The sequence below is a fragment of the Fodinibius sp. Rm-B-1B1-1 genome, from assembly GCF_038594945.1.
Classification (GTDB): Bacteria; Bacteroidota; Rhodothermia; order Balneolales; family Balneolaceae; genus Fodinibius; species Fodinibius alkaliphilus.
The window spans coordinates 337,415-355,927 of sequence record NZ_JBCFYD010000001.1 but is presented as its reverse complement, the minus strand read 5'-3'; the positions used below and the strand labels follow the sequence as shown (position 1 = coordinate 355,927).

Here is an 18,513-nt window from a genome sequence, read left to right as displayed (position 1 = left end):
TGTGACCCATCTTAAACTGTAATCACGCTGTTGGGATCCCAATAGATAACGGGATACCAACAGCGTTTTTTTATAAAAAGTCTCTTATGAAATTTAGATTATTTTACTGTCTCATAGCAATAAGTGTAATAATTGTCGGCAATTGCTTTGCACAATCAGCCCCTGATTCTACTGAGAAAATTACTGTTCTGTCCAAAGTGTCTGTCACTTGGAAAGTAGAAACCAACTTTCTGGATGATGGTGCTCGTTACCGAGCTTTGCTTACTTTTAAAAACAATGGTGATGAACCGTTGCCGAATGCGGGCTGGACTTTTTATTTTAATTATTTAGGTGTTATTGACAAGGAAACAGTGCCATCAGAAGTGGATATATCATTGATAAATGGGGATTTCTATAAGCTGGAGCCTACCGATCATTTTAATGGCATTTCTCCTGGTGAAGAATTTACTATACCTTTTGAAGCTCCCGGATCTAAAATAAAAGAAGGAGATGCCCCGGCGGGGTTATATTTTGTAGATCATGCAAGTGAAGAAACGATTTCTATATCAAATGCTAAAGTCCTGCCATTTACCGATGAAGAGCAGCTAAAGCGGGGGCCTGGTGACAATATGTCTATTCCTAATGCTGAGTGGCGATTCAAAAAGAATGCCTCGCTTACTCACATGCCTGTTGACAAGATTGGACAAATCATACCAACACCTACATCTATAAAACAGGGTACTGGTACATTTAAATTAGCAAAGTCTATTGGTATTGGATACCAGCCTGAGTTGAAAAAAGAGGCTCAGTTTTTGTCAAATGAACTTTCAAAGGTGTTTAATGGAGAGGTGAAAACTATTGAGGGAATATCTTCAAAGAATGATATTGCTTTGCTCTTGGATTCGGATGTTCAGCAGTCAGAAGCGTATGAATTGTCTATTACATCCGAACAGATAACAATTTCGGGAGCCGATAAATCGGGAATTTTCTATGGTATTCAGAGCCTTCGTGGATTGCTTCCTCCTAAGACATACCAAACGCCGGTATCTTTGATTGAATTGGATGCGCAAACTATTAAAGATGAGCCGCGTTTTAGCTATCGGGGCCTCCATTTAGATGTCGCTCGGAATTTCCAGTCCGCAGCTACAGTAAAAAAGCTGTTGGATGTTATGGCGTTTTATAAACTAAATACTTTCCACTTTCATCTTACCGATGATGAAGGATGGCGCTTGCCCGTAGAATCTTTGCCTGAGTTGACCGAGATTGGAGGGCGGCGTGGACATACGACCGAAGAGCAGGAGCACATAATACCGTCTTATGGTTCTGGTCCCAATCCGGAAAAATCACCGGGCAGCGGTTCATATGATCGGGAAACATTTGTAGAGCTACTCCGATATGCGGCGGAACGTCATATTGAGGTCATGCCCGAAATTGATGTGCCGGGGCATGCCCGGGCGGCTATAGTGGCAATGAAATCGCGGTATGAGCAGTATAAATCCGAAGATAAAATTGGGAAAGCTAATCGTTATCGCTTGCACGAGCCGGAGGATAGCTCGCAATATCGATCAGTGCAAAACTGGGATGACAATGTCATCAACGTGTGTCAGGCTTCAACCTATCGCTTCATGGAGACGGTTATTGATGAAATTATAGATATGTATGCCGAGGCTGGGGCCCCGTTATCTACCATCCATATGGGCGGTGACGAAGTGCCGCATGGAGCGTGGGAGAAATCTCCGGCTTGTAATGATTTGATTGAAAATGATGATGACTTGGATAATGTGGATGACCTGCCGGATTACTTTTTTGAGCGTATCCGAAAGCTGTTAGCTGAACGTGGGCTGACAATGGCCGGCTGGGAAGAAATTGCACTTGATGAAGGGGATGACGGTTCCAAGCCCGATCCAGAGTTTGCCGGGAAAGTACAGCCTTATGTATGGGCAAATATTTGGGGAAGTGGTACCGAAGATCACGCGTACAAGCTTGCAAACAATGGGTATGAGGTGGTGATGTCGCAGGCTTCAAATTTCTATTTTGATCTGGCCTACAATAACCATCCCCAAGAGCCTGGACTCTACTGGGCTGGATTTGTGAGATCACAGTATCCTTACGAATTTATCCCGTTTGATCTTTATAAAAATGCCGAACAAAACGTAATGGGTAACCCCATTCCTGACGATGCTTTTGAGGATGCAACAAAATTAACCGAAGAAGGACGCGAGAATATTTTAGGATTACAGGGACAGCTTTGGAGTGAAAAATTAATAAGTGCTGACCGGATGGAATACATGGTAATGCCTCGATTGTTTGGTCTTGCCGAACGCGCTTGGGCACAGCAGCCGGATTGGGCAACTATTGTTGATCACAATCATCGAAAAAAAGCAATGAGCAAAGATTGGAATGAGTTCGCTAACCGGCTTGGTCAGCGAGAATTACTGCGAATGGATTATTTTCATAATGGGATGAAATATCGACTGCCACCACCCGGAGCTGTTATTGAAAGTGATACGCTTAAAGCCAATTCAGCTTTTCCGGGATTGACCATCCGTTACACACTGGATGGGAGTAAGCCTTCTGTTGATTCGAATGAATATACTGATCCTGTAGTGTTGGAAGGAGATCCGGTCATTAAAATACGCACGTTTAGTTCTGATGGGCGCGGTGGTCGAACAGTTATTATCAATAAATAAATATGAAAAGGCCATACTCTTTTTAAATAGAGGCTGGAATAAGATAAAATTTATACAGGTTGTGTATTTATAGTAAGCTTTTTTAATTATGTAACCGGTTCCATTTCTGGAGTTTTATTTTCTCGGCACCCTGAAAGGAATTAATGGCCCGGTTAATGAGGCTTGACTTGTTGCCGGGTAAAGGTTTATCTGGCTATTATATTCAAAATATTCAAAGTTAGAATATGGATAATTAACGATACAAATCTTTTTGTTTAGACAGTTATGGAAAAATTAAGCATCGATGAAGTTGCAAAGCTCGCATATGTGTCACGGTCTGTCGTTTCCAGGGTGTTAAATGATCATCCCAATGTAAGTGATGAGGCTCGTGAACGAGTGTTGGAAGTGGTCGAAAAGTATAATTATAGACCCAGTTCGGTGGCTCGGGGGCTTGCAACTAATCAAAGTTATGAGATCGGCATTTTAGCACCGCGGAGGTGCGATGAAGCGTTGGCCAATGGGTTTTGGTCGTTGTTACATCTTGGAATATTTGAAGAATGTATTCAACAGGGATATTACGTTTCGATGTCTCCTATATCTTCTGATTTAGAATCTGATATTGAGGAGTATGTGCTTGATAATAAACGACTCGACGGGTTTATTCTGTTAACTCAAGAAGTGACTGATGTTGTTGCTAATAAACTTGCTGACCGTGATATTCCCTTGGTTCTTGTGGGACATGGTCCCGCTAATCCCAACCTTGTTTCTGTTGATGTAGATAATTTTGCCGGGGCATATAAAGCTACTAATCATCTTATTGAGCTTGGTCACCGAGATATTGGAATTATGCTTGCCGATCTGGATATGCAAGAGGCGGCTGACCGCTTTACTGGATACAAAAAAGCCCATGAAGATGCGGGGATAACGGTGCAAGAGGATATAATTTCTACTGGTGATTATTCCCAGCAGAATGGATACGATACGATGATGGGCTGGATTAATGAAAGAGACGATCTCACTGCTGTTTTTTGTACAGGGGATACATTGGCGATGGGAGCACTGTCAGCGCTTAACGCTGAAAACATTTCGGTGCCTGATGAGATGGCAGTGGTTGGGTTTGATGATCTCCCTTTTGCTCAATACACCATACCGTCTCTCACAACTGTAAAACAACCTATTACTAAAAAGGGTAAATGGGCAGCAAATTTGTTAATCAATCAGATAGAAGATAAAGATGGCCAAGTTGTCCACGAAAATTTGGAGCCGGAACTGATTGTTCGAGAAAGTTGTGGGGCTAATTAGAAATAAAAACCTGCAAAGTGCTTAAACTTTGCAGGTTTGTTATTCTTTAAAGGTCCAGTGACTGGTATCGTACAAAGCCCTCAATGGCTTCGTATTCGGCAAAACCAAGTTTATCATAGAGTTGTGCCGTGCCGCGGTTTCGCTGTTCGGAGCGCTGCCAGAATTCTCTTTCATCGGAACCAGGGAACAATGGACGGTCTTTCTGGGATTGGTGCTTAAAGATAGCACGTCGTTTCTTCTTTAATTCTTGCGGGCTCAGCGGTACAGCCATCTCAATCTCGTTGATATCCCATTCTTGCCATGCACCGCGGTACAACCAGATATAACATTCATTCATCCAATCCTCGTCCTCACACTCTTCGACTGCCGCCAGTATCGCTTTCAGGCAAACTTGGTGTGTTCCGTGTGGATCAGATAAGTCACCTGCAGCATAAATCTGATGCGGCTTAACGTCACGAAGAAGCTCAACAATAATATCGATATCTTCTTGTGAAAGTGGCTTTTTCTTTACGCGGCCGGTCTCATAAAAAGGCATATCTAAAAAGTGAAGCTTGTTTTCAGGCACCCCGCAATAGCGTGCTGCTGCCTTTGCTTCACCCCGGCGGATAAGTCCTTTGATATGTTTAATTTCATCGGAATCGACTTCAGCCGGTTCTTTTTGGTTTAGAAACTTTTTGATATCAGAAAGCATGGTTTTAGCTTCCTTTTGATCCATATCAAACATTTCGTTGTACTCCGAAACAAAATCCACAAAACGGATTACATCATCATCAAAAACGGCAATATTTCCAGAAGTTTGATAGGCTATATGGACGTCATGATCATGTTCCACCAGGCGAATTAGGGTACCGCCCATTGAAATGACGTCATCATCGGGATGAGGGCTGAATACAATCGCGCGTTTGGGATAAGGCTCAGCACGTTCAGGTCTGTCAGCATCCTCAGCATTAGGTTTACCGCCCGGCCAGCCTGTAATAGTATGTTGAAGCTGATTGAAAACTTTAAGATTGATATCGTAGGCTGGTCCGTATTGTGTAAGCAGATCGCCCATGCCATGTTCATTATAATCCTCATCCGTTAGCTTCAAAACAGGTTTATCAACCTGTTGGCAAAGCCAGACAACTGCTTTGCGGATCAATTTATCATCCCAGTCACAGTTGGTAAGAAGCCAGGGCGTTTTTTTACGAGTAAGGTGCTCAGCAGAGGATTTATCTAAAATTACTTGCGCGTTTTCATGTTCCTGTAGATAAGTAGCAGGTACACGTTCACGAATAGGACCTTCAACTGCTTCTTTGATGATAGGCGCTTTTCCTTCGCCCCATGCCATCATGATAATGCGATCGGCATCTAAGATAGTGCCAACACCCATAGTAATTGCCCGGCGCGGTACGTATTCTTCCCCGAAAAAATCACTGGCGGCATCTTTCCGAGTGATGCTGTCAAGGGTGATAAGCCGGGTGCGCGAATCGGGTCGTGATCCTGGTTCATTAAAGCCAATATGACCAGTACGTCCAATACCAAGTACCTGGATATCCAAGCCCCCGGCATCTTTTATTTTTTGCTCATAGTTTTTGCAGTATTTCGTCACGTTTTCTTCTGCAATGGTACCATCCGGGATGTGTACTTGCTCTTCAGGAATGTCAATATGATCAAATAAATGCTCATTCATGAACCGTACATAGCTTTGTAGCGACTGCGGTTTCATGGGATAGTATTCATCCAGATTAAAAGTGATTACATTTTGAAACGAAAGTCCTTCTTCGTTATGCATGCGCACAAGTTCAGCATACATTTGAGTTGGTGTAGATCCAGTGGCAAGTCCCAGCACCGTAGTTTCATTCTCTTTGTTACGGCTGCGGATCAGGTCGGCAATTTCTTTTGCTACGCTTTTTGAAGCATCGGTAGCATGTTCAAATACTTCGGTTGGGATATTCTCGTAATAAGTAAGACGATGTTCCGAGTCGAAAAAGTCCATTTGGTTTCTATATTTAATGTGATGTTGAAATAATTTAGCTCAGTAATCTTTTCAGACTGCTCAAATATTCAGCTTGTATCAAGAGTGAACTGTTAATATATGAATTACTGATAACGAAAAATTTTGGAAGGGCTTCCAAAAAGCGATTATTGTTCCATGTATTTCACCTATGTCTTAGAGATGGTTGACCTAAAAACGGTATTTGAATAAAGGTATGGCATTTTTCGCACTAAAATTGAAAAATATTATGCTTGGCAAATGGCTCGAACCAAAAAAGAATGCGTTGAAAGATTGTTAGATTTAGTGTAATTATTTGAGCAGTTTTTGATGGCAATAAAGCTTTGGTAGGAAAATAATAGCATTGTCATCATACATAGATATTTAAGGTAATCAGAATTTATGGTCGAAAGAAAAGAGCGATTGGTTTCGCTGGATGTATTTCGGGGAATTACAATTGCGGGAATGATCTTAGTTAATAATCCGGGTAGCTGGTCGCATATCTACGGTCCGCTCAGACATGCTCAATGGCATGGCTGGACGCCTACTGATCTCGTGTTTCCCTTTTTCCTTTTTATCGTAGGGGTGGCCATGGCCTATTCTTTTGGTAAAATGTTTGGAAAAGGCATGTCCAAGCTTGAAATCTATAAGAAAGTATTTAAGCGATCGGTACTTTTGTTTGGGATTGGACTTTTCATGACCATTTTCCCAATCGTACGATTTGATCCGCTGCAGCTGTACGATTTCTCATCCATGCGGATTATGGGTGTACTGCAACGCATTGCACTCTGTTATCTGTTTGCATCGGTTATTTATCTTGAATTTCGAAAGGTTCGCCAACTAATATATTGGGTTGCAGCCTTATTAGGTGGTTATTGGCTGTTGATGATGACCGTACCTGTGCCCGGACATGGAGCCGGGGTATTAACTAAAGAAGGGAACCTGGCCACCTATATCGATCAGCTGGTGATGGGCGGTCACTTGTGGCAACAGGGTTGGGAGCCCGAAGGTTTATTGAGTACGATTCCCGCTATTGGTACCGTAATATTGGGATTGTTAACTGGTCAGCTTTTACGATCTTCAAAATCACCCAAAGACAAGGCCATCTACATGTTTATTTATGGAAATGTAGGTCTTGTGGCAGGATTAATTATTGATCAGTGGTTCCCCATTAATAAGGGATTGTGGACCAGTAGTTATGTATTATTTACCGGGGGATTTGCGCTCCATTTTTTGGCGCTTAGCTACTGGCTCATTGATCTGAAAAAATACCAAGCATGGGCCACACCGTTTAAAATATATGGTCTCAACGCTTTGGCGGTGTATGTACTTTCGAGTCTGACTGCAAAGCTGCTATATCTTATTCCAGTGTATACCTCCGAAGGACAAACGACCATTAAGGGCTTTATTTATGATAATCTGTTGCTATCTATTGCCAGTCCAACAGTAGCCTCGCTGATGTTTGCTCTGCTATATGTGATGTTCTGGCTTTTGATAATGTGGATCTTCTATAAGCGCAAAATTTTCATCAAAATATAAGGTGTCTTTTGGCGCCGTTATGATGGGAAAGAGATTTTACCGAAGTTAATTTTTTCTTTGTCAGTATCCATTAAAAAACCTTCGCCCGATAACATTTCGTTAGCTAATACTGCAAATAGTACCGCCTCTTTGGCATCGGGATCAAAACCTATTTCTGCAAAAGATTCTATACGGCAGCCGGGTAGTGATTCTGCAATACCCTGCATCAGAGCAGGGTTGTGAAAGCCTCCACCGCTGACATAGATAGTAGTATCCGTAAGATTGGGTACCACTTTCTTTATGGACTCGGCAATAGTTTGGGCTGATAAATGAGTAAGGGTGGCAACAAGATTTTTTGGGGCCAGTTGTTCTGTTTCTAATGTATCCAGTTGCTGTTGCACCCATTCCAGATTAAATACTTCGGGACCGGTGGTTTTTGGTAGCGGTTTTTGAAAGTAGGGATCGGCTTTGAGCTTTTCTAAGCTCAATTTGTGTACCGATCCGCTTTGGGCTATTTGTCCATCCTTATCAAACGGCTTAGAAAAATAGCTCTGCATGGACGCATCAATGAGGGTGTTTCCGGGACCGGTATCTGTTGTTATAACGGGTGCTGATTTTTCCCGACTGGGCAGGTATGTGAAATTGGCGATACCTCCGATGTTCAGTAAAATTCGGTCTTTTGTTTTGTGGGTGTACAGGGCGCGATCGACAAACGAAACCATCGGTGCCCCTTCTCCTCCTGCCGCCGTGTGCTTTTGGCGAAAGTCGCTGATAGTGAGAATGCCCGTTTTGTGAGCAAGGTGATCGCCATCCCCAATTTGCAGGGTAGTGTTAGGCATATCATCTTGTTGGTGCTGAATTTTTGGGGCGTGATAAATCGTCTGCCCATGGCTGGCAATACAATCAATTTGGTTAGGTGTGATATCCCATTGATCCAAAGCCGAAAGAATAAATTCTGCATGTAGCTCAGCAAGTTTAGAGTGCAACAGGCAAACCTTTTCAAGGGAAACCTGGGGGACAGAGGAAATGGCTTTAAGACGTTTTTTGAGCTCCGGTTGATAATCCTTTGTCATAAATTTCAGTAGTTCAACGGAGGTGTTGGCCCCCGATCCAGCTACTTTAGCCAGAGCGATGTCCAACCCATCCAGCGAAGTGCCCGACATTAGTCCGATTATTAATTTCGATTCTTTGGAAGCGGTTTCAATTAGCTTTTTAACAGAAGGATTCATGTATTTATGTAATTCTTGAAAGTCAGATGGTAGATATTCTTCTTAATACTGTAATGCCAAGGTATATATTTTTTAGTACGTCATACAAAATAGCATTGCTGATAGAAAAAGATAGTACTGTAATGCTATAAATAAATCGCTATAATAATGACCGCTGATTTTCGAGATAACCCGACCGACTTGGTGTACAGCCAACGTTGAAATTAGTAATTGTAAATTCAAAAAAAGAGGTCTTGTTGGAATTTTCAGTCATAGATTACATAGTCATCGTTCTGTATTTGATTGCGGTAGCAGGGTTGGGCATTTATGCGGCCGGGCGACAGTCATCTACCTCAGACTATTTCATGGGAGGAGAGGGATTGCCGTGGTGGGCAGTAATGTTTTCGGTAGTTGCTACCGAAACAAGTACGTTGACTTTTATTAGTATTCCAGCAGTAGCTTATGGTGGTAATTTAACGTTTCTACAGATTACATTTGGCTATATAATTGGACGTATTTTAGTAAGCAAACTTTTGTTGCCAGCTTATTTTAAAGGCAAACAGACGACTGCTTATCAATTTTTAGAGCAGCGATTTGGTGCGGTAATGCGTAACGCTACCAGCACGACCTTTATGGTTACCCGTCTGCTTGCTGATGGCGTGCGGTTGTTTGCGACGGCCATTCCTCTGGCGATAATCATGCGGCTTGGAGGTGCTTTTACAGGTTGGGGCGATTTCGAAATTTACCTGCTTGCCATTACCGTTATTTCTGTACTAACGCTTGTTTATACACTTATCGGTGGAATTAAAGCTGTGGTTTGGATGGATGTGATGCAAATGGGAGTGTATGTGGGCGGTGCCGTCTTGGCAATCGGAATTATTCTGTTTGATCTACCGAACGGTTTGAGTGGGGCCATGGCAACTGTTGCTGATGCCGGGAAATTGCAATTAATAGATTTCGGATTTGACCAACCATTTGCTGATGCAATTGCAAGTCCCTACACTTTTTTTACAGCTGTAATCGGTGGCGCAATATTTTCTATTGCATCTCACGGTACCGACCAGCTTATCGTGCAGCGTTTGTTGACCACCCGAAATATAGATAACAGTCAGCGTGCCTTGGTATGGAGTGGCGTGGTTGTAGCCCTACAGTTTGGACTCTTTCTGTTTATTGGTCTGCTCCTTTATGCTTTTTATGATGCGCAGTCGGCCGAGATGTTGGGTTTAGCAACGACCGACGAAATTTTTGCCAAGTTTATTGTGGAGCAACTTCCGGTTGGCCTGTCGGGATTAATTATTGCTTCACTATTTGCCGCAGCGATGAGTAGTCTCAGTTCATCATTGAATTCTTTGGCCTCATCTACAACGTTGGATCTGTATAAGCCATACTTTGGTAAAGACAATACTCAGGCTGAGGATCTGCGGATTTCACGAATCATTACAATGGTTTGGGCGGTTATTTTAACGGGTTCGGCCTTCTTTTTTGCCTTTTTGCAGCTTCAGGAGGGCGAACGTCCCGCAGTGGTTGAACTTGGACTCGGCATTGCTTCTTACACCTATGGCGGATTACTCGGAGCATTTTTACTGGGACGGTTTTCTGAAATCCCTGATAAAACCGACGCAATGATTGGCTTTTTTGTGGGATTAGTTTCGCTGCTGTTTATGGTTGAGGGACCTATCCATAGTATATTGCCAGGAGAGCCACTGGTGATTGCATGGCCGCTTTATACCGTAGTAGGTAGTGCAATTGTAATAATAGTTGGTAATCTTTCGAACTGGGTTCGAAGCAAAAATTAAGGAACTTAACCTTTAATTCGGATCCCGAAACTTCTAATTAAAGTTTTGGGATCCTATATTCTTACGATGCATAAACTATTTGCTGCAATCATACTAACAGTATTTTTTGGTTGTTCGGGCCAGCCCGAAATCAAATCGCCGGAGTCAGGTCAGATTCCAGCTATCGATAGCCTGATTCAGAAAGAGGTCGAAGCCGATCACATCCCCGGAGCAGTGATACAGGTAAAGCAGGGTGATTCAGTGTTGCATCGCGCGGCTTATGGATACGCTCAAAAATATGACTACGATTTACAGCTGCTCGAAAATCCGGAGCCGATGACAACCGATCACCTTTTCGACCTGGCGTCATTAACCAAAGTGATGGCTACTACTTTTGGAATCATGAAACTGGTTGATGAGGGTATGCTTTCTCTGGATGACCCAGTTGGCAAATACTTCTTGGAATTTAATGAGGGCAAGAAGTCGAACATCACTATTCGGCATTTACTAACGCACAGTTCGGGATTAGCCCAGTGGCTGCCTACCTATTATCACGCCGAAAATCCCAAGGAACGGTATGAATATATAGCCCAGTTACCGCTAAAATGGGATGTAGGCCATGAACGTCATTACAGCGATCTGGGCTTTATGTTATTGGGGGATATTATAGAACAGATTTCCGGTCAGCGGTTTGATATGTATTTGCAAGAGAAATTGTATCAACCTTTAAACCTGCAATATACAACCTTCAACCCACTCGAAAAACAATACAAAAAGGTAGTAGCGACTTCGCACGGAAATCCCTTTGAAAAACGAATGGTGCATGACGAGGAATTTGGTTACACAGTGGATGTTGATCCCGACTCGTGGAATAAGTGGCGGGAATATACACTTCGGGGTGAAGTCAACGATGGTAATGCCTGGTATGCCAATGGTGGTATAGCAGGACATGCGGGATTGTTTTCGACCATTGAAAATCTGCAGGTTTTGGTTGATCTGTTGATAAATGATGGGATCTATAAAGATCAGCAAATTATTTCAAAACCTGTTATTGATACATTTCTGACCAAAGATGCCTATGGAAATGGATTGGGTTGGGCGATGGAAAAAGGAACTATCGCAGCAAAAGGGAGTCCCGATGATACCTTTGGACACACCGGTTTTACGGGGACTAATATTGTAGTTGTTCCACAAGATTCGCTCTCCATTATTTTACTCACCAACCGCCAGCATGTAGGCCGCCAAGAAGGTGGTACTTACTTTGATTTAGGTTCCCTGCGACAAGCTATTTTTGATACGGTATGGCAAAATAAAAAATAGGTGCATTTATATGGGGTTTCATATTTTTTTAGTAGGTTAGTAGAAGGACATTTTGTTAACCTACTGGGAGGGCTATGGTATATGGGACATGAAATTATGGTTGGTACCAAACGATTAGTTTTTATTGTTGTAGTCGGATTTTTACTATCTGGTTTCACGGCTGTAAAAGCACAGGGCCAATCCGAAAATCTTTTCTATTACGTTGATACCGAGGACTTTTTTGAGAATTTTAAGTCCAACAACGATTACATTTCGATTGTAGCGCCCCAAACCTATTTTATTTTCCCAATTGGTGTATTATGGGGAGAGGTTGGCAGCCGGGTGATCGATATTGCTGAAGAGAAAAATATAGATGGGATTCCCTTTTATTCCAATTACTGGTTTGCCGACTATAATGAATGCCAAGGTGGATTTGTGAATGGACGAGGAGCCTCCTATAAGAAGGTTATAGGATTGGCAGAACGCTATGATGCTGAGCTTATTTGGTTGGATGAACAGCAGTGTTACTACGCATTACGGAATCATGACAGTATGCATTTATAGAAAATACATGATCTATAGAACCTAAACTTAAGCTTCTTGAAGAGTATAGATTTCGCGGTATCTTAGTATGGTGATTAGGTCCGGAGGATTCCAATATGTGGGATCGAATACAGACGTTGACCTTCTCGCAATAAGAAATTTACTAATATCAATCACGATAACTTTGCGATGGTCGGATGACTGTCGTAATCAAACTAAAGGGACACATTTATGACATACCGGATACGATTACTATCGTTTATCTGTCTACTACTTTTGCCGTTTGCTTTGCAAGCACAAAATGTAGAGTACACTGTTACAGGTACGCTGATAGACCAACGCACTGAAGACCCCTTAACGGGAGCTAATGTAAGTATTGAAAATACCACCATCGGTACCTCTGCTGATGTAGACGGAAATTTTGAACTTACAGCAAGACTTGAGCCCGGAACCTATAATTTGCGCATGACTTTTATCGGATATCGGACGGTCCAGCGTGAGATTGAGTTCGGGGATGAGCAGGAAATTGCCTTGGGTACCATTGCACTCCAGCAGGATGTTATTGGAGCGGAGGAAGTAGTTGTAACTGGTGCTTCAGTTTTGACAGAGAAACGTCAGTTGGGTAACTCTATTTCTACAGTAAGTGCTGATGAATTGGCTTCTCCGGGAGTTACCGAAATTGATGCAGGACTATCAGGCAAAATTGCTGGTGCACTTGTGCAGCAAAACTCTGGTGATCCCGCAGGTGGAATTAGTGTTCGACTACGTGGGACAGGTACTCTTCTTGGTAGTGCAAGCCCGCTCTACATTGTGGATGGAGTGATTGTAAACAATGATTCTCCTGAATTAGTTGATGTAGGAGGTACTTCTACAAATCGTCTTGCAGATTTAAATCCAGAAGATATAGACCGCATTGAGGTTGTTAAAGGAGCCGCCGCTGCTGCTCTTTATGGATCGCAAGCTAACAATGGAGTTGTTCAGATTTTCACAAAACAAGGTAAATCTGGGAAGCCTTCGATAACTATCAAGTCAACCGTCAATGTTGACAAGGTTCGTAAGACTCTGGATGTTAATATGGCACAAAATGAAAATGGAGAATACCTGGACAACAGCGGCAACGTAATGTCTGGTAAGCGATATGATTTTCAGGATTATATCTTCAGGACTGCCGTTGGGACCAACCAATTTCTGTCTATTTCTGGTGGAGCAAATGACACCCGTTATTATATTTCAGGTTCTCATAAAAATAATGAAGGTATCGTCGACGGTTCCAATTACCAGCGTTCTACAGCACGTCTGAATCTAGACCAGGTATTGACAAATTGGGCGAATCTTTCAACTAGTCTGAGTTATTCCCACAGTAATAATCAGCAGATTCCCAATGGAGGTTTGAATGCTTCTTATGGGGCCCTAACTGGATTTATTTTTGGACCTAATACGTTTAATCCCAAACCGGATCCTGAGACAGGAGAATATCCCAATAACACAGTTTTGGCAAATCCCCTGGAAGTAATTGATACCTACGATTTCCAAAATGAAGTTAACCGTGTTATTGGTAACGCTAAGTTATCATTAACACCTCACAAGGGATTATCTATAGACCATACGTTAGGTTTAGATACTTACTCTCAAGTAGGAACTGCCTTTATTCCGGCCGGTACTTCTGCCCCGGGCTTATCAACTGGCTTTGGTCGTCGATCAGAGCGGGCGTTTTTCCAATTAAATAATGATCTGAGAATAAGCTACCAGACAGATATCAAACCATGGTTAAATTCCAGCACGTTATTTGGCGGTACTCTGCAGTATGAAAATGTTGAAACAATTGGTTTGGAAGCACAACAGTTTAGTATAGGTTCTCGAGTTGTTTCTGGGGGCGCTAACTTTGAACAACCAGGAGAATTTAGAAGTAAGACGGTTATTTACGGAATATTTGGTCAGCAGACATTTGGTTATAAAGACCGTCTTTTTGTAACAGGGGCCGGTCGGTTTGATGCTTCTTCTGTCTTCGGCAAGAGCGAACGTTGGCAGTTTTTTCCCAAGGTCAGTAGTTCTTACGTGGTTTCAGAAGAAAACTTCTGGGATGATTTTGGACTTTCTGATATCGTCACCAGTTTTAAGCTCCGTGCATCGCTGGGTGTTTCTGGAGGTCAGACCGCTATTGGAGCCTTTGATCGTTTTAACCTCTTCAATCCTACTTCTATAAACGGTAGAAGTGCTATGTTGCCTTCGTCGCAGCGTGGAGCTGTTGATGTAAAGCCGGAACGTCAAACAGAGCTCGAGCTGGGTGTAGATGCCAACTTCCTTTCTGATCGTCTAACTGTTGAGTTTACTTGGTATAAGCAGAAGACCGAAGATCTTCTCTTGTTTCGAACTGCAGCACCATCAACCGGTTTTTCTACCAAGCTGGGTAACTTCGGTGAGTTAGATAACACTGGTATCGAGCTGTTGGTTAAGGGGGTGCCAATTAATAAGCAAAATCTACAGTGGACTTCTTCATTAACATTCTCTGCCAACGAGAATGAAATTCAGGGTGTAGAAGGTGGTACGTTAATTATACCTGAATCCTTCGGACAGGTTGCTGCCATTAATGGTGAGCCTTTAGGCGTGTTTTACAGTGATGCCTTTAAGCGTGACAGTGAAGGTAATATTGAGACAGATTCTAATGGATTGCCGCTTGAAGCCGAAGGTGATCAAATTATTGGCGATCCCAATCCTGATTGGGTTGCTTCATGGATTAATGACATCAATATTGGGGGAAACTGGAACGTCCATACTCAATTTGATGCGTCCTACGGTAACGATGTGTTCAACTTTACACGTCGATTAGGAGCGCTAGGAGCTTTTGGTACGATGGAAATTTATGAACGTGAACTCGAGGGCGATCTACCCGCTGGTTATAACAGCCGCGTGTTTGGAATCTTTGAGAAGTGGGTAGAAGACGGTTCTTATCTCAAACTTCGTGAGCTGTCCGTTTCATATACTTCAAAGCTCAATGCTTTTGGCATGAAGAGTCTTAAACTAAGTCTAGCAGGACGTAATCTGTTTTCCATAGATAGCTATACAGGATACGACCCTGAAACAAATGTTGCCGGTCAACGCACTGCTGTACGGGGATTCGATTTTGTACAAGTGCCTATTCCGAGAAGCTTCATTTTTGGAGTTACTGCAAAATTTTAAACAGACGGAAATCAGATAGATTATGAATACATTCAAAAATAAATTTGTCTTTACGAAACTACTTTTAATTACAGTTATAGTAATGGTAGTAGGTTGTGATTTGAATATGACGAATCCAAACGCTGCTACGGAAGAAGATGTACTATCTAAGCAGGAAGGAGTCCGCTCTTTCACTATAGGAGTACAAGGCTATTACTCGGAGAATGCTTATCCCGATGTAGTACTAAATACCGGTGTTACCACACGAGAATTAGCTATTAATACTACTTTTTCGAGTCTCGTCGAACTGGAAGAGGGTGGGACGGCACTGCCTCCGGAAAATAGTCGTACGAACAGTATCTGGGATGGTTTGCTCAGAACAGTTAGTATGACTGGACAGATCATTGATAATGCACCTGATGTTATCATAGATGAAGCTGAACTCAGTGGGATTATGGCAACTGCTGAACTTTACCGGGCTATGGCACTTGGTTATTTAATTCAGTCTTTTGAACAGGCGCCTATTGAGACGAGTGAAGAGGTGGCATTCCACTCTCGTTCAGAGGTACTGGCCGAAGTTCTTCGCTTGCTTAAGAGTGCGCGTGATCGTATAACTCAGGAACCACCTTCTGCTGATTTTGAAAGCAATATACTGCTTTCAGGGTTCGATCTGGAAAATACGATTTATGCCATGCAGGCACGATATAATTTGCTTGCTGGTAATTACCAGCAAGCAATTGATGCATCTAACGATGTGGATATGTCGGCAACGTCTGTCTTTAGCTTTGACGGTTCTACAACACGGAATCCTATTTTTGACAACATTGCTTTTGGTGATGAAGGTCAGGAATATGCTCCGCGTGATAACTTTGGAACTCCAGTAACAGAAGCCGGGGATGCGCGGTTAGATTTCTACCTTAGTCCGGATAATGCCCAGAGCACGCCGAATGGGCTTCCGATTGATGAAGTAGAAGGATTCTTTACGAGTGCCAGCGATCCTATCCCGGTATATTTGCCCGGAGAAATGAACCTGATTCGTGCTGAAGCATACGTGAACCTAAATCGGCCGGGTGATGCTGTCACTGAGATTGACAATATTCGCACGAAGCAGCCGTCACAGGATGCTTTTGGTGTAGGTGCTAATCTGCCTGCTTATAGTGGTGGAACAAGTGATCCTGAGTTGTTTGAGGAAATCTATCGTCAGCGTAGCGCAGAAATGTATCTTACTGGTATGCGTTTTGAAGATGCACGTCGCCTGGGACGTCCGGTTCCATCCAGCGATCCGGCTCTGAGTGCAGAACGTAATAGAGTATACTATCCATATCCTACATCAGAGCGTCAGAACAATCCAAATACACCAGAAAATCCTGAAATATAAATTCCAGCATATTTTTTTCGTAGATCTTAAGCCCGCAGGTGAAAGCTTGCGGGCTTTTTTATTTAAACCAACGGGCAAATAAGTTTTAGCATTAACAGGCGTAGAAAATGTTGAAACATTTATCTTTTTTGTTGTTTTTGTAACTCAAATAGTCAGCTGCTTATTCGCAAACTAAAATCAAGTGGAGACCAAATGGGTGCAAATTTTTGATCATCTATGAATTTCAATTCTAAATATTCAACTAAATGAAATATACACTATTATGTATTGTATTACTGTGTTTTACGGCAGAGGCATTTTCACAGGAAACAGAACAAGCTGACCCCGAATCAGTTTTTGGAAAGCAAGATCCTCTGCCAGAAAAGGGAGATTTTAGCATTGGGTTTGATGCGATACCTTTTGCAGAATATATAGGGAACATTTTTAATAATACACAGAACAATTCGGTTGGGGCCGATTTTGTTGGTAATAATCAACAAATTTTCGGTAAATATTTCTTGTCTGATGATATGGCTGTTCGGGGCCGCTTACGATTAGATCAGGATGTTACGACCAATCGTAACAGAGTTATGCAGGATAATCAAGAAGTGCCGGATCCCAATGTAGAGGTAGTTGACGAGTGGACTAATAATTCCACTTTTGTTCGATTGGGGGGCGGAGTTGAATTCCGTAAAGGAGAAGGACGTGTTATTGGTGTTTTTGGTGGTGAAGCAAGTTTTATCTACGGAAGGACTTCAACCAAATACGATTACGGTAATCCCATTACTGAAGGCAATCAATCTCCCACCACTACTACTGGTTTTAGTCAAGTAAATGGAGGTCGGTTCGAGCGTCTATCAGAAGAAGCTAAGAATAAACAACTTGGTGTTGGTCTAAATGGTTTTGCTGGAATTGAATATTTTGTTGCTCCTAAAATATCGATTGGTGCCGAATTTACCCTTGGGGTAGATTTCATCAAGGACTATCGCGAACAAGATACCTATGAATATTGGGATTCTATTTCTAATTCTGTAGAAAGTCGTCAATCTGTGTTTGAAGGTGGTAATAGCTTGACGGTATTTACCGGAAATTATGGTGGTTCTATTAATCTAATGTTTTATTTCTAAAGAATTTTATCAGTATTTCAAGATTATATTTTATTATGAAAACTATTAAGATAATTTTTGTTATTACATTTGCACTTGCTGGCTTGACACTTTCTTGTGAGTCTATTTCCAACCCTGATCCTATAAATGCTATTGATTCGACACAAACGGCGACTATTCAGGGAACAGCCTATGCAAATATGGATGAAACTAATGACACGACTTTTTCAACAAAAGAAAATTACGAGCGTGCACCACAGGGTACTAATGTCAAAGTAGTACTTAATTCCAGAGATTTTGCAAGTAATATTGAACCGGGAGTAGACTATAAAAGTCTTACGTATGAGACTACTGTCAACTCTTCTGGGGATTATAGTATCGAAGTTCCTGCTTTGGGAGATCCTATAGATGCGGAAATATATTTCGACAGCTTTAAAACTTCCCAAACTCAGGTAGACAGTACAGAAGAGCAACGTAACTACAGTCCGCAACAATTTCCATATACCGTCAGAATTTCTGCTGGACTGAGCACCTTTAATGATGCTATATATAACTCAAATTAATAGAGTTGTTGAGTTAGTTTACAAAAGCCTGTCGGATGTACCTGGCAGGCTTTTATATATTATGTG

Annotated in this window: 12 protein-coding genes; 10 read left to right on the top strand and 2 right to left on the bottom strand. The window is 42.2% G+C overall.

Annotated elements, in window-relative coordinates; translation table 11 throughout:
* Positions 1–86 precede the first annotated feature (86 nt).
* Both AAFH98_RS01590 and AAFH98_RS01585 read left to right on the top strand, forming a co-directional pair.
* Positions 87–2,669, top strand: coding sequence for a family 20 glycosylhydrolase (locus AAFH98_RS01590; RefSeq protein ID WP_342520915.1), 2,583 nt, complete (start codon positions 87–89; stop codon positions 2,667–2,669).
* Positions 2,670–2,933: 264 nt separating this feature from the next.
* Positions 2,934–3,950 (top strand): LacI family DNA-binding transcriptional regulator, encoded by a 1,017-nt coding sequence (locus AAFH98_RS01585; RefSeq protein WP_342520914.1) that lies wholly within the window; start codon positions 2,934–2,936, stop codon positions 3,948–3,950.
* Positions 3,951–3,996: 46 nt separating this feature from the next.
* Here the strand turns inward: AAFH98_RS01585 and nagB are convergent, their stop codons facing one another.
* The gene (gene nagB / locus AAFH98_RS01580) at positions 3,997–5,925 is read right to left on the bottom strand and encodes a glucosamine-6-phosphate deaminase (protein ID WP_342520913.1); all 1,929 of its coding nucleotides are present in this window, start codon (positions 5,923–5,925) and stop codon (positions 3,997–3,999) included.
* Positions 5,926–6,324: 399 nt separating this feature from the next.
* Here nagB and AAFH98_RS01575 point away from each other — a divergent pair, with 399 nt between their 5' ends.
* Positions 6,325–7,461: an acyltransferase family protein gene (locus tag AAFH98_RS01575; protein ID WP_342520912.1), complete on the top strand. Its 1,137-nt coding sequence runs from the start codon at positions 6,325–6,327 to the stop codon at positions 7,459–7,461.
* A gap of 17 nt (positions 7,462–7,478) precedes the next feature.
* On the opposite strand, the gene AAFH98_RS01570 is transcribed toward AAFH98_RS01575, so the two are convergent.
* Positions 7,479–8,669 (bottom strand): anhydro-N-acetylmuramic acid kinase, encoded by a 1,191-nt coding sequence (locus tag AAFH98_RS01570; protein WP_342520911.1) that lies wholly within the window; start codon positions 8,667–8,669, stop codon positions 7,479–7,481.
* Positions 8,670–8,905: 236 nt separating this feature from the next.
* Here AAFH98_RS01570 and AAFH98_RS01565 point away from each other — a divergent pair, with 236 nt between their 5' ends.
* From AAFH98_RS01565 to AAFH98_RS01535, 7 genes are all read left to right on the top strand, one after another.
* A complete protein-coding gene (locus tag AAFH98_RS01565; protein WP_342520910.1) occupies positions 8,906–10,444 on the top strand; it encodes a sodium:solute symporter in 1,539 nt (512 codons plus the stop codon).
* Between the two features lie 66 nt (positions 10,445–10,510).
* Positions 10,511–11,743, top strand: coding sequence for a serine hydrolase domain-containing protein (locus tag AAFH98_RS01560; RefSeq protein ID WP_342520909.1), 1,233 nt, complete (start codon positions 10,511–10,513; stop codon positions 11,741–11,743).
* Positions 11,744–11,824: 81 nt separating this feature from the next.
* A complete protein-coding gene (locus AAFH98_RS01555; RefSeq protein WP_342520908.1) occupies positions 11,825–12,286 on the top strand; it encodes a glycoside hydrolase family 18 protein in 462 nt (153 codons plus the stop codon).
* Between the two features lie 210 nt (positions 12,287–12,496).
* On the top strand, positions 12,497–15,442 hold the full coding sequence (locus AAFH98_RS01550; RefSeq protein WP_342520907.1) for a SusC/RagA family TonB-linked outer membrane protein: 2,946 nt from the start codon (positions 12,497–12,499) through the stop codon (positions 15,440–15,442).
* Between the two features lie 22 nt (positions 15,443–15,464).
* Positions 15,465–16,799, top strand: a complete 1,335-nt coding sequence (locus tag AAFH98_RS01545; protein WP_342520906.1) for a RagB/SusD family nutrient uptake outer membrane protein — start codon at positions 15,465–15,467, stop codon at positions 16,797–16,799.
* Positions 16,800–17,044: 245 nt separating this feature from the next.
* On the top strand, positions 17,045–17,905 hold the full coding sequence (locus tag AAFH98_RS01540; protein WP_342520905.1) for a hypothetical protein: 861 nt from the start codon (positions 17,045–17,047) through the stop codon (positions 17,903–17,905).
* Positions 17,906–17,940: 35 nt separating this feature from the next.
* Complete coding sequence (locus AAFH98_RS01535) at positions 17,941–18,447, top strand: hypothetical protein (protein ID WP_342520904.1); 507 nt, start codon at positions 17,941–17,943, stop codon at positions 18,445–18,447.
* Positions 18,448–18,513 lie beyond the last annotated feature (66 nt).